The following is a 19545-nucleotide window of genomic DNA, read 5'->3' as shown; positions in this document are numbered from 1 at the left end:
CGTCAGATCTACCCGTACCGTCCCCGCATGCCCCTCTCGGCGTACGACCTCACCGATCGCACCGCCTTCGTGACCGGCGCCGCCGGCGGTATCGGGCGGGCCAGTGCCGTCCTGCTCGCCGAGGCGGGCGCGGTCGTGCACTGCGCGGACCTCGACGAGCAGGGCCTCCGGGGCACCCGCGAGCTGATCGCCAAGGCCGGGGGCACCGCGTACACCCATGTGCTCGACGTGACCGATCGCACGGCGCTGCGCGCGGCCGTGCGCGGCGCGGGCCGGGTCGACGTCCTGGCCGCCATCGCCGGGATCATGCACTCCAGCGCGGTACTCGACACCGATGACGCCGACCTCGACCGCGTTCTCGCGGTCAACTTCAAGGGCGTACTGCACTCCTGCCAGGAGGTGGCCCGCGTCATGATCGAGAACGGTACGGCGGGCAGCATCATCACCATGGCGTCCGGAGCCGTGGACTCCGCCGGGCCCGGCCTGTTCTGCTACAGCGTCTCCAAGGCAGCCGTCGTCCAGCTCACCAAGACCCTCGCCACCGAGCTCGGCCCGCACTCCATCCGTGTCAACGCCGTCGCCCCGGGCTGGGTGCGTACGCCGATGACCGAGCGGCACTCGGCCGAGCACCAGCGGCAGATCGAGTCGACGATGGTCCGGCTCTCCCCGCTCGGACGGGTCGGCGAGCCCGAGGACATCGCACACACCGTGCTCCACCTCGCCTCGGACGCGTCGTCGTTCACGACGGGCCAGATCCTGCGTCCGAACGGCGGCGTCGCGATGCCGTGGTGACCGCGGGGCTGGCGACGTGCACCGGCAGCAGGCTCAGGCCCCAGCCGCCCGCGGCCACCGCGCCTTCGAGGACTCCGGCCTCGCCGGGTGCCGTCAGCAGGCGCAGCACCGCCCACCACCACAGCGCCCCCACCACGAGCGCCGGCACCCAACGCACCGCCACTGCCATGGCCGCCTCCTCGGGCCGACGCTAGACCGCCCCCTCGTTCACCGGGAGGGCGCACCGGACGCAGTCCGGGCGCGCATACAGCCCCACGCGCCCCGCCTCACACCGCCGCCCCGCCCCGCCTCACACCCGCTCCAGGCCTTCAGGCCTTCAGGCCGCCAGGCCCCGGACTCAGGCCGTCTCCGCCTGGAACATCCACGCGTGCTTCTCCAGGTCCGCGGTCAGCCCGATGAGTACGTCCTGGCTGATCGGGTCCGGGTCGCCGGTCGCCTCGATCCGCTCACGCATCCGGGCGATCACCGCGCCCAGTGCGTCGACCAGGATCCGTACCGCGTCACCGTCCTTGATCCAGCCGGTGGGCACCTTGCCGATCGCGCTGGTCGACGCCACGGTCGCCGCCCGGCCGTCCGGGGTGACGCCGAGCGCCGCGGCCCGCTCGGCCACCGTGTCGGAGTGCAGCCTGGCCGTGTCGACCACCTCGTCGAGCTGGAGGTGGACGGACCGGAAACGCGGCCCGACGACGTTCCAGTGCACCTGCTTGGCGACCAGCGACAGATCCACGAGGTCGACGAGCGCGCCCTGCAGCGCGTCGCCCACCACCTTCAGGTCGGCCTCGGACAGCGAGCTCTTCACGACAGACATGCATGCACTCCGTTCCGTATGCGCCTTCGTGCGCGCGGAATCTCCCCGCTCGCACTCCCCCCACCTTTACACGGAAGCCATAAATGGGGCATTCGGGGAAAAGAGAAACCCCGGCCGGTCAACAGACCGGCCGGGGCCACTCACAGACAGAGCCCGACAGCGTCAGGCCGCGACGACGTCCACCGCTTCCGCGGGCGCCTTGATCGTCACTCGCTCGGTCGGGACACCGGTCACCGACGTCACGGAGATCGAATTGAGCATCGGACGTACCGGTGCAGGCACCGGGTCGCTCGCCGCCGCCGAGGCAGCGAGCTCGGCAAGTGCCAGCTCGTCGCTCACTTCCCGCATGAGCTCGGACATCCGTACGTCAAGCGCGTCGCAGATCGCGGAGAGCAGCTCGGAGGAAGCCTCCTTCTGCCCCCGCTCCACCTCGGAGAGATAGCCGAGTGAGACTCGGGCGGACGAGGAGACTTCGCGCAGAGTACGGCCCTGGCGCTGGCGCTGCCGACGCAGCACGTCACCCAGCAGGCGACGGAGCAGAATCATCGGTGGCTCCCTCCTCGGACCGCGTAGCCGCATCCTTCACGCCCCACCGTACCGCCTCGCGCTGCGGCCGTGCGGGGAGCGATGTCGTGTTCACTCAGGGCTGCAAACATCAATTCCCCCCGTTCTGTTCCGTATCCTGTGCCCGCGCATCTGCGCCGAGTTCACCGGAGAGCAGTTCGAGCACGCTCCGTACACTCTCTCTACGGATTTCCGCCCTGTCGCCGTTCAACCTCAAAGCGGCGGTTTTCCCGTTCCCGTCCGGTCCCTCGACGGCGACGTAGACCGTCCCGACGGGCTTTCCGTCCTGGGCGGTGGGTCCCGCGACGCCGGTGGTGGCCAGACCCCAGTCAGCCCCCAGCATCCGCCGCACACCACCCGCCATCTGCCGCGCGACCTCGGCATCCACGGCTCCGCGCTCCGCCAGAAGGGTCCCGTCGACGCCCAGGACCTTCTGCTTGACGTCCGTCGCGTACGCCGTCACGGAGCCGCGGAAGCCCTGCGAGGCGCCCGGTGCCTCGGTCAGCTCGGCGGCCACCAGACCGCCGGTCAGCGACTCCGCAGCCGCAACCGTCTGGTCACGCTCCGTGAGCAGTCGCATGATCCGCGCCGCCGCCTTCACCGGCCCGGCCCCTCCACGGCGGCCTCGGCGGCGCGCTCGGCGCGCTGCGCGGCGAGCCCCTGGCGCCTCAGTACGACCGCCTGTCGCACATAGTCGAGCCCGGTGACGACCGTCAGCACCACGGCGACCGCCATCACCCAGAAGCGCAGGGTCGCCAGCGGACCCGTGAGCGCCAGCACGTACATCCCCGTTGCCGTGCCCTGCGCCAGGGTCTTCAGCTTCCCGCCCCTGCTGGCGGGAATCACCCCGTGCCTGATGACCCAGAAACGCATGAGCGTGATCCCGAGTTCCCGGAAGAGGATCACTCCGGTCACCCACCACGGCAGATCACCGAGCGAGGAGAGGCAGACCAGCGCGGCGCCCATGATCGCCTTGTCGGCGATCGGGTCCGCGATCTTCCCGAAGTCCGTGACCAGGTCGTACGTCCGGGCCAGATGCCCGTCGAAGATGTCCGTGATCATCGCGACGGCGAACGCCGCCCACGCCCAGGCCCGCCAGGCCGGGTCGTACCCGCCGTCCTGCAGCATCAGCACCACGAAGCCCGGCACGAGGACGAGCCGGACCATGGTGAGGATGTTGGCGATGTTCCAGAGGCTGGCCTGGTTGACGGCCGCCGCGCCCAGCTTGCCGCCGGGCGCCGGCGTCCGGCCGGTACCGCCCGCCGCGGATGCCGGGACTCCGGTCATCTGGCCGCCTCCTCAAGGACGTCGAGACTCGTCACCACCAGGTCGACGCCCTCGGCGGCGACGACCTTCGCCTCGACGATACGGCCCGGCGTCAGTCCGGCGCCCTCCGTGAACCGCACTTGACCATCGGTCTCGGGCGCCTGGTGCTCGGCGCGGCCCACCACGCCGTCCTCGTCGTCGACCGACTCGACCAGCACCCGCACGGTGTCGCCGATGCGCTCCTCGGCCCGCTGGGCGGTCAGCTCCTCGGCGAGCCGCGAGAGGTGGTCGAGCCGCTCGGCGATCACCTCGTCGGACAGCTTGTTCTCGTACGTGACGGCCTCGGTGCCCTCCTCGTCGGAGTAGCCGAAGACGCCGATGGCGTCGAGCCGGGCGCTGGTGAGGAAGCGTTCCAGCTCCTGGAAGTCGGCCTCGGTCTCACCGGGGAAGCCGACGATGAAGTTGGAGCGCACACCGGCCAGCGGCGCCTTGGCGCGGATCGTCTCCAGGAGCTCCAGGAACCGCTCGGTGTCGCCGAAGCGCCGCATGGCCCGCAGCACGCCGGGCGCGGAGTGCTGGAAGGACAGGTCGAAGTACGGGACGACCTTGTCGGTCGAGGTCAGCACGTCGATCAGGCCCGGCCGCATCTCGGCGGGCTGGAGGTAGCTGACGCGTACACGCTCGATGCCGTCGACGGCCGCGAGCTCCGGCAGCAGCGTCTCCAGGAGGCGGATGTCGCCGAGGTCCTTGCCGTACGAGGTGTTGTTCTCGGAGACCAGCATGACCTCCTTGACGCCCTGCTCGGCCAGCCAGCGCGTCTCGCCCAGGACGTCCGAGGGGCGGCGCGAGATGAAGGAGCCGCGGAAGGACGGGATGGCGCAGAACGAGCAGCGGCGGTCGCAGCCGGAGGCCAGCTTCACGGAGGCGACCGGGCTGGTGTCCAGACGGCGGCGCAGCGGGGCGCGAGGGCCGGAGGCGGGCGCGACGCCCTCGGGCAGGTCCTCGGGGGCGCTCTCCGGGGCCTCCTGCGCGTGGCCGGGCAGCGCCACGTCGGCGCTCTGGCGCTCGACGGGGCTCAGCGGCAGCAGCTTGCGCCGGTCGCGCGGGGTGTGCGCCTCCACGCTGCCACCGTTGAGGATGGTCTGGAGGCGGTTGGAGATGTCGGCGTAGTCGTCGAAGCCGAGCACGCCGTCGGCCTCGGGGAGCGCGTCGGCGAGCTCCTTGCCGTACCGCTCGGCCATGCAGCCGACGGCGACCACGGCCTGGGTGCGGCCGTGGTCCTTGAGATCGTTGGCTTCGAGGAGGGCGTCGACGGAGTCCTTCTTGGCGGCTTCGACGAACCCACAGGTGTTGACGACGGCTACATCGGCGTCCGTGGCGTCCTCGACGAGCTCCCAGCCGTCCGCTGCCAAGCGGCCTGCAAGCTCCTCCGAGTCCACCTCGTTACGGGCGCAGCCGAGAGTGACAAGGGCGACGGTACGGCGTTCGGGCATGGACTCAAGACTACTTTGTCCCGGCCCGCGTCCCCGCCCCGAGGGTTGATCAAGGAGGCGGGGGCCCTGCGCGGCCGGGACGCGGCGGCCCCGGTCAGCCTGCGACCGGGTCGCCCTTGGTGTAGGTCAGCCGCTCGACCTGGCCGTCACCGAACTGGTCCTCGACCTTCTTGCCGTTGACGTAGAGCTCGATCGCCCCGGCGTTGCCGAGGATCAGATCGATCTTCTCGCCATCCACGAAGGTCTTGGACTCGCCCTTCTCCAGGAGGCCGTCGTAGAGCACCTGGCCGTTGTGCGCCTTGGCGGAGATCCAGCTCTTGTCGGAGATGGCGCTGAGCTTGACGGTGACCTTGTCCTGCGGGGCCGCGGCGATGGCGCTGTCGGAGGGGGCGGGCGGCTTGGGCGCGGCGGGCAGGCTCGGGGCCGGCTTGGGGCTGGGGCTCTGCTGCTGCGTCTGGGTCGGGCCCTCGGCGACCTGGGCGCTCTTGCCCTTGGAGTCGCCGCTGCCGCTGAACATGGTGAAGCCGACGAAGCCGACGACCACCACGATCGCGGCGACCATGGCCGCGGTCCAGTTCGGCCGGCGCCGCTCGGGCCGGATCCGCTCGGCCTCGAACATGGGTGCGGCGGGCGTGGGCGCGGGACGGCCGCCGTGGTCCGCGTCGTACTGCGCGACCAGGGGTTCGGGATCAAGGCGCACGGCACGGGCGACCGTGCGGATGTGGCCGCGCGCGTACACATCGCCGCCGCACTTGGAGAAGTCGTCCTCCTCCAGGCCGTGCACGATCGGGATGCGTACCCGCGTGACCGAACTGACCTCGTCGACGGTCAGTCCTGCCGCGATACGGGCCTGCTTGAGGGCATGGCCGATCGTCGGCCGATCGTCGTCAGCAAAGGAGGGCCGGTCGTCGTCGCCGAGGGAAGGCCGGTCGTCTTCGGGAGAGTTGCCGATGGACACGGGGGCGCCTTTCGAGCGTGAGCCACCTGCTGGGTGTTCAGTCTAGGGGGGGTACGAAAGGGTGGGGCAACCGGGAGGGTGGAGTTTGTACGCCATCGGAATGGCCTCCTCCCTTCCTCCTAACGGGTCAGGAGGGGGACATGTTCCTGTTCTTCCCTCAACTGGACGTACAGCCGGGGAAAACGGTTGCCCCACGCTCCTGTCTCTGTGCTCCATTCAGCCGCGGAACCGACCCCTGGGGCCCGCCCCGGGCCTTCAGGGAGCCTCCCCCCGGATCACCGCCAGCACACCGTCGAGTTCGTCCGGCTTGACCAGCACGTCACGCGCCTTGGAGCCCTCGCTGGGGCCCACGATCCCGCGCGACTCCATCAGGTCCATCAGCCGGCCCGCCTTGGCGAAGCCGACCCGCAGCTTGCGCTGGAGCATGGACGTCGACCCGAACTGGGTGGAGACCACCAGCTCGGCGGCCTGGCAGAGCAGATCGAGGTCGTCGCCGATCTCCTCGTCGATCTCCTTCTTCTGCTTCTGGCCTACGGTGACGTCCTCGCGGAAGACCGGCGCCATCTGGTCCTTGCAGTGCTGGACGATCGCGCCGATCTCGTCCTCGGTGACGAACGCGCCCTGGAGGCGGGTCGGCTTGTTCGCGCCCATCGGCAGGAACAGTCCGTCACCCTTTCCGATGAGCTTCTCGGCGCCCGGCTGGTCGAGGATGACGCGGCTGTCGGCGAGCGAGGAGGTCGCGAAGGCGAGCCTGGACGGCACGTTCGCCTTGATCAGGCCGGTCACGACGTCCACGGACGGCCGCTGGGTGGCGAGGACCAGATGGATGCCGGCGGCACGGGCCAGCTGGGTGATGCGCACGATGGCGTCCTCGACGTCACGCGGCGCCACCATCATCAGGTCCGCGAGCTCGTCGACGATCACCAGCAGATACGGGTACGGGGTGAGCTCCCGCTCGCTGCCCTCGGGCAGCTTGACCTTGCCGTTGCGGATCGCCTCGTTGAAGTCGTCGATATGGCGGAAACCGAACGCCGCCAGGTCGTCGTAGCGCAGGTCCATCTCGCGCACGACCCACTGGAGCGCCTCGGCGGCCCGCTTGGGGTTGGTGATGATCGGCGTGATCAGGTGCGGAATGCCCTCGTACGCGGTGAGTTCGACCCGCTTGGGGTCGACGAGCACCATCCGCACGTCCTCGGGCGTCGCCCGCACCATGACCGAGGTGATCAGGCAGTTGATGCAGGACGACTTGCCGGAGCCGGTCGCGCCGGCCACCAGGACGTGCGGCATCTTCGCCAGATTGGCCATCACATAGCCGCCCTCGACGTCCTTGCCGAGCGCGACGAGCATCGGATGGTCGTCCTCGGCCGCGTCCGCGAGGCGCAGCACGTCGCCGAGGTTGACCATCTCGCGGTCGGTGTTGGGGATCTCGATGCCGACCGCCGACTTGCCGGGGATCGGCGAGATGATCCGGACGTCCGGGCTGGCCACCGCGTACGCGATGTTCTTGGTCAGCGCGGTGATCCGCTCGACCTTCACGGCCGGGCCCAGCTCCACCTCGTACCGGGTGACCGTCGGGCCCCGGGTGAAGCCGGTGACGGCCGCGTCGACCTTGAACTCCGTGAAGACGTTCTGCAGCGAGGCCACTATGGCGTCGTTGGCGGCGCTGCGCGTCTTGCCCGGGCCGCCCCGCTCCAGCAGGTCGAGCGAGGGCAGCGCGTAGGTGATGTCGCCCGCGAGCTGCAGCTGTTCGGCGCGCGTGGGCATCTCGGAGTGCTCCGGCGCCGCCTTGGTCAGATCCGGTACGACGGCGGGGGCGCCCGGGGTCGCCTTGGGCGCCGGCTTGGCGAGGTCGGCCTTGGCGGGCTGTGCCTCGGCCTTGGCCGCGGCCTCGCCGCGGGCCGTGGGCACCGGTGTGGTGCTCCCGCGCTCCCGCTCGACGGAGACGCCCTGGGTGAGGTCGGCGACGATCGGGGACGGCGGCAGGCCGTTCAGCACGGCGCCGTCGAGTGCGGCGGCCGCGGCGGCGGCCACGTCGACCGGGTCCATCGGCTGGTCGAACGCCGGTTGCACCGAAGCGCGCCGGGGCTTGCGGCGCTGCGAGAGCGCCGCCTGCTCGGCCTCGTCCTGGTCGTACGGGGCGTACTCGTCGGCCGGGACGACGCGGCGCCCGGGCGTACGCCGGGCGCGCGGCGCGGGCTCCTCGTCGCGCCAGTCGTCGTCGTAGAACTCGTCCTCGCCCTGCTCCCCCGGCAGCGGCTCGACGATGCCCAGGCGTGCGCCCAGGGCCCGCAGCCGCTGCGGGATGGCGTTGACCGGGGTCGCGGTGACCACGAGCAGCCCGAAGACGGTCAGCAGCACCAGCATCGGCACCGCCAGGACGTCGCCCATCAGGAATTCGAGCGGCTTGGACGCGCCCCAGCCGATCAGCCCGCCCGCGTCCTGCATGGCGCTGGTGCCGTCGTCGCGGCCCGGCGAGCCGCAGGCGATGTGGACCTGGCCGAGCACGCCGAGCACCAGGGCGGAGAGGCCGATCACGATCCGGCCGTTGGCCTCGGGCTTCTCCGGGTAGAGGATCAGGCGGACCGCGATCGCGCCGAGCAGCAGCGGCACCAGCAGATCGAGCCGGCCGAACGCGCCGGTCACCAGCATCTCTACGAGGTCGCCGACCGGGCCGCGCAGATTCGACCAGGTGCCCGCGGCCACGATCAGCGCGACACCGAGCAGCAGCAGGGCGAGCCCGTCCTTGCGGTGGGCCGGGTCCAGGCCCTTGGCGCCGCGCCCTATGCCGCGGAACATCGCGCCCACGCCATGGGCCGCGCCGAGCCAGACGGCGCGCGCGAGCCGGTACACGCCCCCGGTGGGCGAAGGCGCCGGCTTGGGCGCGGGCTTGGCGGCCGCCGCCTTCTTGGCGGGTGCCTTTTTGGCGGGAGCTTTCTTCGCGGGCGCGGCAGCCTTCTTCGCGGGCGCCTTCTTGGCGGGCGCCGCCGCTTTCTTGGCGGGTGCCGCGGTACGGCCGGTGCGCTTCGCGGTGCCCGCCGTGCCCTGGGAACCCTTGCCGGACGTACGTGAGGCCATGGTGCTGAGGTTACCGGTGCGGACGGCGGTCGACACGACGGCCGGTGCTTCACCCGTTCGTGTCGTACCGAAAGACGATACTCACGTACGCACAAAGAGGGCTGACGCGTCATCAGCGCCAGGCCCCCGCGGACCGCTCGGCTGCGCGCCGCTCAGTGGCCGGTGAGGGCCGTTCAGTTCTGCGAGGGCAGGGGCGCCGTGCCGCTTCCGGCGCCCGGCTCCAGGGCGTCAAGGGCCCGCCGCAGACCGGTCAGTTTGCGCTCCAGATGGGCCGCGGTGGCCACCGCCGCCGCGTCCGCCGACTCGTCGTCGAGCTGTTTGGAGAGCGCCTCGGCCTGCTCCTCGACCGCCGCGAGCCGCGCGGAGAGCTCGGCGAGAAGACCCGCCGGCTCCTTGGCGTCGCCGGCCGTCTGGCCGCCGCCCTCCAGCTGGAGCCGCAGCAGCGCCGCCTGCTCGCGCAGCTGACAGTTCTTCATGTAGAGCTCGACGAACACCGACACCTTGGCGCGCAGCACCCAGGGGTCGAAGGGCTTCGAGATGTAGTCGACGGCCCCCGCCGCGTACCCCCGGAAGGTGTGGTGCGGGCCGTGGTTGATGGCGGTGAGGAAGATGATCGGGATGTCCCGGGTCCGCTCCCGCCGCTTGATGTGCGCGGCGGTCTCGAAACCGTCCATGCCCGGCATCTGGACGTCCAGCAGGATGACTGCGAAATCGTCCGTCAGCAGTGCTTTGAGCGCTTCCTCCCCTGACGATGCCCGCACCAGTGTCTGATCGAGCGCAGAGAGGATGGCCTCCAGCGCCAGCAGATTCTCCGGCCGGTCATCGACCAGGAGGATCTTGGCCTTCTGCACCATGGCCCGTCCTCCTCGCCCCGGCAGTGCACCGGGCGCCGCCCCAGGGGACGACTCCCTTGCGCCGCCCGTCCTTGTGCCGGTCATGGTAGCCGCACCCCGCCTGTCGCCACACCCTGTCACCGCGATGTCACTGTGCACGTAGCAGAAACGTAGTGGGAGACCAGAAGGTTCCCCGAATACCGCCGTCTCACACGCCTTCGGCCACAGTCAGTCAGCAACTCGCGGTGAACCGAGCGGCCGTCGATCACTTCCCGTGCATCCACTGCTCCATCACCGAGAGCAGATGGTCGGGGTCGACCGGCTTGGTGACGTAGTCGGACGCGCCGGACTCGATGGCCTTCTCCCGGTCGCCCTTCATCGCCTTCGCGGTGAGCGCGATGATCGGCAGCCCGGCGAACTGCGGCATCCGGCGGATCGCCGACGTCGTGGCGTACCCGTCCATCTCCGGCATCATGATGTCCATCAGCACGACGGCCGTGTCCTCGTGCTGTTCCAGGACCTCGATCCCCTCGCGGCCGTTCTCCGCGTACAGCACCGACAGACCGTGCTGCTCCAGGACGCTGGTGAGCGCGAAGACGTTCCGTACGTCGTCGTCGACGATCAGGACCTTCTCGCCGCCGAAGTGGAAGGTGCGCGAGGGCGCGCTCTCCGGCTCCTGGGCGGCCCAGGACTCCTGCTGCGCCTCCCCCGGCTGCCCGGGCAGCGTCGGCGCGGGCTCCGCGGAGAGCGCCTTGCGCCGGCGCCGGAACAGCCCGGCCGCCCCCGGCTGGCTCTCGCCCGGCGCGAGCGGCGCCGTCTCGTGCGGGACGAGGTCCTGCCGTGCGCCGTCGGCCGGGGCGCCGTCGGCGGCCGTCTCGCCGCCGGGCGGCAGCTGCGGATAGCCCTGCGGCGGCAACTCGCTGGGGTGCAGCGGCAGATAAAGCGTGAAGGTGGAGCCGCGGCCGGGCTCGCTCGCCGCGTGGATCTCGCCGCCGAGCAGCCGGGCGATCTCGCGGCTGATGGACAGGCCCAGGCCCGTGCCGCCGTACTTGCGGCTGGTCGTGCCGTCGGCCTGCTTGAACGCCTCGAAGATGACCCGCATCTTACTGGCCGCGATGCCGATGCCGGTGTCGGTGACCGAGAAGGCGATCAGATCGGCGTCCGCGTCGCGCAGCGAGCCCGCCTCCAGGAGCTGTTCGCGGATCGCGTGCGGGACGTCGGCGTGGGCGGGCCTGATGACCAGCTCGACGGCGCCGCTGTCGGTGAACTTCACCGCGTTCGACAGCAGGTTGCGCAGCACCTGGAGCAGCCGCTGCTCATCGGTGTGCAGGGTCGCCGGAAGCTCCGGCGAGACCCGTACGGAGAAGTCGAGCCCCTTCTCCGCGGTGAGCGGCCGGAACGTCGCCTCCACGTAGTCGACGAGCTGCACCAGCGCGATCCGGGTCGGGCTGACGTCCATCTTGCCCGCCTCGACCTTGGACAGGTCGAGGATGTCGTTGATGAGCTGGAGCAGGTCCGAACCCGCACCATGGATCGTTTCCGCGAACTCGACCTGCTTCGGCGAGAGGTTGCCCTCCGCGTTGTCGGCGAGCAGCTTGGCGAGGATCAGCAGCGAGTTGAGCGGCGTGCGCAGCTCGTGCGACATGTTCGCCAGGAACTCGGACTTGTAGCGCATGGAGACCGCGAGCTGTTCGGCGCGCTCCTCCAGGACCTGGCGGGCCTCCTCGATCTCGGTGTTCTTCACCTCGATGTCACGGTTCTGCTGGGCGAGCAGCTCGGCCTTCTCCTCCAGCTCCGCGTTGGACTCCTGAAGGGCCTTCTGCCGGTTCTCCAGCTCCTCCGACCGCTCGCGCAGCTGCTCGGTGAGCTCCTGCGACTGCTTGAGCAGCACCTCGGTCTTGGAGTTGACGCTGATCGTGTTGACGCTGGTCGCGATCATCTCCGCGATCTGGTTGAGGAAGTCCTTCTGGATGTGGGTGAACGGCTGGAACGACGCCAGCTCGATCACACCGAGGACCTTGCCCTCGAAGAGGACCGGCAGCACGATCACATGCGCGGGCGGCGCCTCCCCGAGGCCCGAGGAGATCTTCAGATAGCCCGGCGGCACGTTCTCCACCAGGATCGTGCGCTTCTCCTCCGCCGCCGTGCCGATCAGCGTCTCGCCGGGCCGGAACGAGGTGGGCATCGAGCCCGCCGAGTAGCCGTAACTCCCGCGCATCTTCAGCTCGTACGGGCTGTCCTCGTCCCCGCCGACCTCGGTGGAGCCGCCGGTCGGCAGCGCGAGGAAGAACGCGCCGTGCTGGGCCGAGACGACCGGCGTCAGCTCGGTCATGATCAGGGAGGCGACGTCGTCCAGGTCGCGGCGGCCCTGCATCAGACCGGAGATACGGGCGAGGTTGCCCTTGAGCCAGTCCTGCTCCTTGTTGGCGACCGTGGTGTCGCGCAGGTTGGCGATCATCGTGTTGATGTTGTCCTGGAGGGCCTGGATCTCGCCCGCCGCGTCCACGTCGATCTTCAGGTTGAGGTCGCCGCGGGTCACCGCGGTAGCGACGGCCGCGATGGCGCGCACCTGCCGGGTCAGGTTCCCGGCCATCTCGTTCACGGACTCGGTGAGGTCGCGCCAGGTGCCGTCCACGTCGCGTACGCGCGCGTGGCCGCCGAGCTGGCCCTCGGTGCCCACCTCGCGGGCGACCCGGGTGACCTCCACGGCGAACGAGGAGAGCTGGTCGACCATCGTGTTGATGGTGTTCTTCAGCTCCTGGATCTCACCGCGCGCGTCGATGTCGATCTTCTTGGTGAGGTCGCCCTTGGCGATGGCGGTGGTGACGGTGGCGATCTGGCGCACCTGGCCGGTGAGGTTGTCGGCCATGGAGTTCACCGATTCGGTGAGGTCCTTCCACGTACCGGAGACACCGGGGACGCGGGCCTGGCCGCCGAGGATGCCGTCGGTGCCCACCTCGCGCGCGACCCTGGTCACCTGGTCGGCGAAGGACGACAGGGTCGTCACCATCGTGTTGACGGTGTCGGCGAGGTCCGCGACCTCGCCGCGCGCCTCGACCGTCACCTTCTTGGTGAGGTCGCCGTTGGCGACGGCCGTGGAGACCCGGGCGATGTTGCGCACCTGGTAGGTGAGGTTCGCGGCCATCAGGTTGACGTTGTCGCTGAGGTCCTTCCAGATGCCGGTGACCCCGCGCACCCGGGCCTGGCCGCCGAGGATGCCCTCGGTGCCCACCTCGCGCGCGACCCTGGTCACCTCGTCCGCGAAGTTGGAGAGCTGGTCGACCATCGTGTTGACAGTCGTCACCAGCTCCAGGATCTCGCCCTTGGCGTCGACGGTGATCTTCTTGGAGAGGTCGCCCTTGGCGACCGCCGTCGTCACCTCGGCGATGTTGCGCACCTGGAACGTCAGGTTGTTGGCCATGAAGTTGACGGACTGGGTCAGGTCCTTCCAGGTGCCCGAGACGCCCTGCACCTCGGCCTGGCCGCCCAGGATGCCCTCGGTGCCCACCTCGCGGGCCACCCGGGTCACCTGCTCCGCGAAGTTCGAGAGCTGGTCGACCATCGTGTTCAGGACGTTCTTGAGCTCCAGGATCTCGCCGCGCGCGTCCACGTCGATCTTCTGCGACAGGTCGCCGCGCGCCACCGCCGTGGCGACCTGGGCGATGTTGCGGACCTGGGCGGTGAGGTTGCCGGCCATGCCGTTCACCGAGTCGGTCAGATCGCGCCACACCCCGGCCACGCCCGGCACCTGCGCCTGGCCGCCGAGGCGGCCGTCGGTGCCCACCTCGCGCGCCACCCTGGTGACCTGCTCGGCAAAGCCGGACAGCTGGTCGACCATGTTGTTGATGGTGTTCTTCAGCTCCAGGATCTCGCCGCGCGCGTCCACGTCGATCTTCTGCGAGAGGTCGCCGCGCGCCACCGCCGTGGTCACCTGGGCGATCTGGCGCACCTGGGAGGTGAGGTTGCCCGCCATGAAGTTGACGGAGTCGGTGAGTTCCTTCCAGGTGCCCAGGACGCCGTCCACCCGGGCCTGGCCGCCGAGCCTGCCCTCCGTGCCCACGTCCTGCGCCATCCGCGTCAACTGGGCGGAGAACGACGCCAGCTGATCGACCATCGTGTTGACGGTGTTCTTCAGCTCCAGCATCTCGCCGGAGACGTCCACCGTGACCTTCTGCGACAGGTCGCCGTTGGCGACCGCCGTCGTCACCTGCGCGATGTTGCGCACCTGACCGGTGAGGTTGCGGAACGCGTTGTTGACGGAGTCCGTCAGGTCCTTCCACGTGCCGGCCGCGCCCGGCACCTCGGCCTGCCCGCCCAGGCGCCCCTCGACGCCGACCTCACGGGCCACCCGGGTCACTTCGGAACCGAACGACTGGAGCTGGTCCACCATCGTGTTGACGGTGTTCTTCAGCTCCAGCATCTCGCCCGCGACGTCGACCGTGACCTTCTGGGTCATGTCGCCGTTGGCGACCGCCGTGGTCACCTGGGCGATGTCCCGTACCTGCGTGGTCAGATTGCGGAAGACCGTGTTGACCGAGTCGGTCAGGTCCTTCCAGGTGCCCGCCGCGCCCGGCACCTGCGCCTGCCCGCCCAGCAGGCCCTCGGCGCCGACCTCGTTGGCGACTCGCGTCACCTCGTCGGCGAACGTCCGCAGTGTCTCGGTCATCTGGTTGATGGTCTCGGCGAGCTGGGCGACCTCCCCGCGCGCGTTGACGGTCACCTTCTGCGACAGGTCGCCGTTGGCGACCGCCGTCGTCACCTGGGCGATCCCGCGCACCTGGGCGGTCAGATTGCCCGCCATCAGATTGACGGAATCTGTCAGGTCCTTCCACACACCCGCCACCCCGGGCACCTGCGCCTGACCGCCGAGCTCGCCCTCGGTGCCCACCTCGCGCGCGACCCTCGTCACCTCGGAGGAGAACGAGGAGAGCTGGTCGACCATCGTGTTGACGGTGTTCTTCAGCTGGAGCATCTCGCCGGCGACGTGCACGGTCACCTTGCGCGACAGATCGCCCTTGGCCACCGCCGTCGTCACGAGAGCGATGTCACGTACCTGAGCGGTCAGCCGGTACGCCATCGTGTTCACCGAATCCGTGAGATCCTTCCACGAACCGGACATTCCACGCACCTGCGCCTGGCCGCCGAGCTTGCCCTCGGTGCCGACCTCCAGTGCGACCCTTGTCACTTCGTCGGTGAACGCCGACAGCTGGTCGACCAGGTTGTTGACGGTTCGCCCCACTTTGAGGAACTCGCCGCGCAGCGGCCGCTCGGCGTTGTCCACCCCGTGCGAGCGCAGGTCCATGCGCTGTTCCAGATCGCCCTCGGCGACCGCCGACAGCACCCTGCTGACCTCGGAGACCGGCCTGGCCAGATCGTCCACCAGGGCGTTGGAGGCGTCGATGGCGGCCGCCCAGGAGCCCTCACAGGCCCCGTTCTCCAGCCGCTCGGTCAGCTTCCCCTCCCGCCCCACCATCCGCCGCACCCGGGCGATCTCACCGGTCAGATGGAGATTGCGGTCGGCGACCTCGTTGAACACGGCGGCGATCTCGGCCATCACCCCGTCCCCGGAGACGGTCAGCCGCTTGCGGAAGTTGCCGTCCCGCATCGACGCCAGTGCGGCGAGCAGCCGCTGCAGCGCAGCGGTGTCCACCTCGGTCGTTCCCTTGCCGCGGGACCGTCCGCCCTTCGCGCGCGTGCTCTTGCCACGCGCCGCCACGCCAGACTCCACCGTGTCCCTCCCGCAGGGGTCGACCGCCCTCGTCGGGCTTTCTTCGAAGCCTTCCCAGTGTTTCACCATGGCCGAACCCGGCCATAACAGTTCGGCAGCTTCGCATACCGTCCCCGCCCTCGGAGGGCGGAAACACTGGTGACCGGCATCCGCTAGGACAGTGAAGGTAAGTAACCTGGCTTCCGGCTGTCCAACCGCCCCGGTCCGTCCGAAGGCGGGAGCGCCCCCTGCTCCTCTTGAGCCCGGGGTGCAGCGGGCGCCACAAGGACGACCACGGGACACCGGAGGGGGCGGGCCACACATGGGAGTGTTGATTCCCGGGGGGCACCTTCCCGGTCCCCGGCAGGGGAAACCGGGCGTCGAGACGCGTACGAGGAGTTCTGTGATCACCGCGCGGGCGGAAGCCAGCTTCGAACCCGTCGGGCGGTCCGTGGCGACCGCCCGCGCCTTCGTCCGCGACACCCTCCAGGGCTGGGGGTACGCGGACGTCGTCGACGACGCCGTCGTCCTCACCAGTGAGCTCGTCACCAACGCGGTCGTCCACGCGGGCACCGCCGCGGACGTACTCTGCCTGCGCTCCGAGGACGGAGTCCGGGTCGAGGTCGCCGATCACTACCCCGAACGGGAGGTTCCGCTCCACGCCTCCCCCGCCGAGGTCGCGAGCCCCGACCGCGAGAACGGCCGCGGCCTGCTGCTGTGCGCCGCCCTCGCCTCCCGCTGGGGCGTCGAGTACACCCCGACCCAGAAGCAGGTCTGGTTCCAACTCGACCTCCCCGCCCGCCGGGTGGGCACCCGCTCGGCAGGACCGGCCCTGCCCGTGGAGCTGCTGCCCGTCGCCGACGGCCGGGTCCGCGTCGCGGTCATCCAGATCGACCGCACCGGCGCCGTCCGCGCCTGGAACGAGGACGCCGAGGAGTTGTTCGGCTACCCGGCCGAGAAGGTCACCGGCAAGCCGCTCACCGACTTCGCGGCCTGGCCGCACACCCCCGGCACCTCCACCGGAATCGTCGAGGCCCTGCAACTCTCGCGCTGGGAGGGCAGCTACGGCATCCGCGGCGCCGACGGCCGCGTCCTGCCCGTGTACGCGTCACATCTGCGGGTACGCGACACCAATGGCGAGCCGTCCACCGTCTGCCTGCTGGTCCGCGACGACGAGCGGGCCGTCCTGCAGACCCCCGTACGGGCCCCCGCCGACCCGGCGGCCATGGGCGAGAGCCGCAACGTCGACCCGTTCGAGGTCTTCATCGGCTCCCCCGCCCCCGACGACCTGGACGGACTGCTCCAGCGGACCGTGGAGCGCGCCCGCGACATGCTCGACGGCGACGCCGCGTTCCTGCTGCTCGCCACCGACGACGAGACCGAACTGGAGGTCCGGGCCACCACCGGCCTCCCCTCCGCACGCCAGCGCTTCGCGCGCGTGCCCGTCGAAGCCGGCACCGGCCGCTACGGCTCGGCCAGGATGCCCGCCGTCCACGAGGACCTCGCGGCCCTCCCCGGCGCCGTCCCGATCCTCGGCGGCTCCGGCATGCGCTCGGTCGTCACCGTCCCGCTCAAGGTCGAGGGCCGCCTCACCGGCTCCCTCGGCGTCGCCGCCGAATCGGCCGGCCGCTACTCCAACGAGGAAGCCCTGCGCCTCCAGTTCGCCGCCGACCGCATCGCGCTCGCCGTCGAGTCGGCACGCCTGGGCGAGCTCGAACGGCTGCGCAGGGGATCGCTGAGCTTCCTCGTGGAAGCCTCGGACCTGCTCGCGGGAACCCTGGACCGGGACCAGACGTTGGCCCTGATGGCACAGATGACCGTCCCCACCCTCGCCACCTGGTGCGCCGTCTACACGATCGCGGACCAGGCCTCCGACCCGTACCTGTCCTACGTCCTCCACGAGGACGAGGAGCGCATCGACGGCCTCAAGGCGCTCCTCTCCAAGATCGACCCGCCGGAGCCGGTCCCCACCCCGGGCGCCCGCGTCTGGACCGCCCCCGGCGAGGCGGCCCACCAGGCCGCGCTGCGCACCTCCATGCGCGACCTCGGCCGCGGCACCAGCCCGTACCTGGGCAGCGGCCTCGGCACCACCTTGTCCACGGCCGCCGCGGTCGGCGGCGAAACGGTCGTCCTGCCCCTGGTCGCCCGCAACCGCGTCATCGGCATGCTGACCCTCGGCAAGCCCTCCGACGACCACTTCCGCCAAGAGATCCTGGAGCTGGCCGAGGACCTCTCGCGCCGGGCCGCGCTCGCCCTCGACAACGCCCGCCTCTACTCGGAGCGCATGGCCATCAGCCGCTCCCTCCAGCGCAGCCTCCTGCCGCCGGGCCTGCCGCAGATCCCCGGCGTCGAGGTCGAGGTCATCTACCGCGCGGCCGGCGAGGGCAACGAGGTCGGCGGCGACTTCTACGACCTCTTCCCGATCCGCGACGGCGCGTACGGCTTCGCCATCGGCGACGTCTGCGGCACCGGCCCCGAGGCGGCGGCCGTCACCGGCCTGGCCCGCCATGCCCTGCGCCTCCTCGCCCGCGAGGGCTTCGGCGGCCCGGCGGTCCTGGAGCGCCTCAACGCCGCGATCCTCGACGAGGGCGCCCGCAGCCGCTTCCTGACGCTCCTGTACGGCGAGTTGTGGCCGCAGGAGGACGGCAGCGCGGTGCTGAAGGTCGTGTGCGCGGGCCATCCGCTCCCGCTGCGCCTGCGCCAGGACGGCACGGTCGAGCCCGCCGCCGAGCCCCAGCCGCTGCTCGGCGTCATGGAGGACCTGGAGCTGTACGAGCAGACGATCGTCCTGGACCCGGGCGACGTCCTGCTGTGTGTGACCGATGGCATCACCGAGCGCCGCGAGGGTACCCGAATGCTGGGAGACGACGGTCTGACCGACGTCCTCGCCACGTGTACGGGCCTGACCGCCGGCGCCGTTGCGGCCCGCGTCCTGCGCGCGGTGGAACGCTTCGCCGCCGAGCCCGCGTCCGACGACATGGCGATCCTGTCGATGCGCATCCCGGAACAGCCCGGCCGGTAAACGGGCCGGGCGTCCGGAGCCCCGACGGGCCGGGGCCACCGCGAAGCCGGTGGCCGGAGAAACGCGAAAGGCCCCGCCCAATTGGGCGGGGCCTTTCATCGTCTTGCTGCTGAGCCCCCATGCGGAATCGAACCGCAGACCTTCTCCTTACCATGGAGACGCTCTACCGACTGAGCTATAGGGGCCGGTTGTTGTTTCGGGGTTTCCCCCTCACCAACGAGATAAAGCATACCCTGAATCAGACGGTGGTCCGAACCACGCTCGCCCGTTCTTCCGGCGCCCTGCCCAGTGCCCCTGTCACGCGGGCTGAAGGAGCCCTCCGAGCGCGTTGCAGACCGAGACCAACTTCCGTACGCCCGCCTCGGAAAGCCCGTCGAGGCGGGGCAGCGCGAGCGTCTCGTCCACGGCCCGCTCGGTCTGCGGCAGCACACACCCGGCCCGCCTGAACTCCCGAGTCCGGTGTACGGGCGTGACGACGGGCACCTCGCATTCGACCCCGCGCCGCCGCAGCAGCCGCGCGAACGCGTCCCGGTCGGGCCGCCCGTTCCCGGGCACCCGTACGACATAGCGCTGGTACCCGTGCCCGGCGGCCGGTACGGGCGTCCGTACGCCGACGAGCCGCCGGTCCAAGTACCCGGCCCGCTCCCGGCGTTGCACGACGTCGCCGCCCGCGCCGTCGTCCTCGTCCTTCTCCACCAGCAACAGCCCGAGCCGGTCGGCGAGTTGCCTGAACTGCCCGGCGTCGGCCGGGTGCCCGAAGCGGTGGACGAGGACGAGCCCGACGGTCCGCGAGGTCACGACGGCCTCGATGCTTCCGACCCCCAGGCAGTACGTGTCCGGGTCTATGTCGGCGAACACCGGCAGGGCTCCGGCCGCGACCACGGCCCGGGCCACCGCACCGTCGTCGTACGCCGGCACGATCACTTCGTCCCCGGCCGCGAAGCCCGCGGACTCCAGCTTTCCGATGATCCCCATAGCTCGGCATGGTGCTCGCACGACGTGAACAACAGGTGATCGGGCATAAAAA

General features: G+C 70.6%; 13 protein-coding genes and 1 tRNA gene. 2 read left to right on the top strand and 12 right to left on the bottom strand.

What is annotated here, in order from left to right; genetic code table 11:
* Positions 1 to 27: 27 nt before the first annotated feature.
* On the top strand, positions 28 to 792 hold the full coding sequence (locus BX283_RS29405; protein WP_101390489.1) for an SDR family NAD(P)-dependent oxidoreductase: 765 nt from the start codon (positions 28 to 30) through the stop codon (positions 790 to 792).
* On the opposite strand, the gene BX283_RS29400 is transcribed toward BX283_RS29405, so the two are convergent.
* The 10 genes from BX283_RS29400 to BX283_RS29355 all read right to left on the bottom strand — a co-directional run bounded on the left by BX283_RS29400 (position 740) and on the right by BX283_RS29355 (position 15517).
* Positions 740 to 955, bottom strand: coding sequence for a hypothetical protein (locus BX283_RS29400; RefSeq protein ID WP_101392633.1), 216 nt, complete (start codon positions 953 to 955; stop codon positions 740 to 742). The genes BX283_RS29405 and BX283_RS29400 overlap by 53 nt on opposite strands.
* Positions 956 to 1129: 174 nt before the next feature.
* Positions 1130 to 1600 (bottom strand): Dps family protein, encoded by a 471-nt coding sequence (locus tag BX283_RS29395; protein WP_101390488.1) that lies wholly within the window; start codon positions 1598 to 1600, stop codon positions 1130 to 1132.
* A gap of 162 nt (positions 1601 to 1762) precedes the next feature.
* The gene (locus tag BX283_RS29390) at positions 1763 to 2146 is read right to left on the bottom strand and encodes a helix-turn-helix domain-containing protein (protein WP_067165033.1); all 384 of its coding nucleotides are present in this window, start codon (positions 2144 to 2146) and stop codon (positions 1763 to 1765) included.
* Positions 2147 to 2255: 109 nt separating this feature from the next.
* Positions 2256 to 2765 carry a CinA family protein gene (locus BX283_RS29385; protein WP_101390487.1) on the bottom strand — a complete coding sequence of 170 codons (510 nt, stop codon included), beginning with the start codon at positions 2763 to 2765 and terminating at the stop codon, positions 2256 to 2258.
* Complete coding sequence (gene pgsA, locus BX283_RS29380) at positions 2762 to 3451, bottom strand: CDP-diacylglycerol--glycerol-3-phosphate 3-phosphatidyltransferase (protein ID WP_101390486.1); 690 nt, start codon at positions 3449 to 3451, stop codon at positions 2762 to 2764. Before pgsA ends, BX283_RS29385 begins: the two co-directional genes overlap by 4 nt.
* Positions 3448 to 4923, bottom strand: coding sequence for a 30S ribosomal protein S12 methylthiotransferase RimO (gene rimO, locus BX283_RS29375; RefSeq protein WP_101390485.1), 1476 nt, complete (start codon positions 4921 to 4923; stop codon positions 3448 to 3450). Before rimO ends, pgsA begins: the two co-directional genes overlap by 4 nt.
* 94 nt (positions 4924 to 5017) lie before the next feature.
* Positions 5018 to 5881 carry a helix-turn-helix domain-containing protein gene (locus BX283_RS29370; RefSeq protein WP_101390484.1) on the bottom strand — a complete coding sequence of 288 codons (864 nt, stop codon included), beginning with the start codon at positions 5879 to 5881 and terminating at the stop codon, positions 5018 to 5020.
* 255 nt (positions 5882 to 6136) lie between these two features.
* Positions 6137 to 8956, bottom strand: coding sequence for a DNA translocase FtsK (locus BX283_RS29365; RefSeq protein ID WP_101392632.1), 2820 nt, complete (start codon positions 8954 to 8956; stop codon positions 6137 to 6139).
* A gap of 173 nt (positions 8957 to 9129) precedes the next feature.
* Complete coding sequence (locus BX283_RS29360; protein WP_101390483.1) at positions 9130 to 9810, bottom strand: two-component system response regulator; 681 nt, start codon at positions 9808 to 9810, stop codon at positions 9130 to 9132.
* A gap of 244 nt (positions 9811 to 10054) precedes the next feature.
* Positions 10055 to 15517 (bottom strand): HAMP domain-containing protein, encoded by a 5463-nt coding sequence (locus BX283_RS29355; protein WP_180357282.1) that lies wholly within the window; start codon positions 15515 to 15517, stop codon positions 10055 to 10057.
* Positions 15518 to 15818: 301 nt separating this feature from the next.
* Between BX283_RS29355 and BX283_RS29350 the strand changes: the two genes are divergently transcribed.
* Positions 15819 to 18518: a SpoIIE family protein phosphatase gene (locus tag BX283_RS29350; protein ID WP_101390482.1), complete on the top strand. Its 2700-nt coding sequence runs from the start codon at positions 15819 to 15821 to the stop codon at positions 18516 to 18518.
* A gap of 112 nt (positions 18519 to 18630) precedes the next feature.
* On the opposite strand, the gene BX283_RS29345 is transcribed toward BX283_RS29350, so the two are convergent.
* Together BX283_RS29345 and BX283_RS29340 are read right to left on the bottom strand one after the other, a co-directional pair.
* Positions 18631 to 18703 (bottom strand) — tRNA-Thr (locus BX283_RS29345).
* 112 nt (positions 18704 to 18815) lie between these two features.
* Positions 18816 to 19493 (bottom strand): DegT/DnrJ/EryC1/StrS family aminotransferase, encoded by a 678-nt coding sequence (locus BX283_RS29340; RefSeq protein WP_101390481.1) that lies wholly within the window; start codon positions 19491 to 19493, stop codon positions 18816 to 18818.
* Between the last annotated feature and the right edge of the window lie 52 nt (positions 19494 to 19545).

Source organism: Streptomyces sp. TLI_146, assembly GCF_002846415.1.
Lineage (GTDB): Bacteria > Actinomycetota > Actinomycetes > Streptomycetales > Streptomycetaceae > Streptomyces.
The sequence above is the reverse complement of the archived record's forward strand: the minus strand, read 5'-3'. Positions and strand labels throughout refer to the sequence as shown.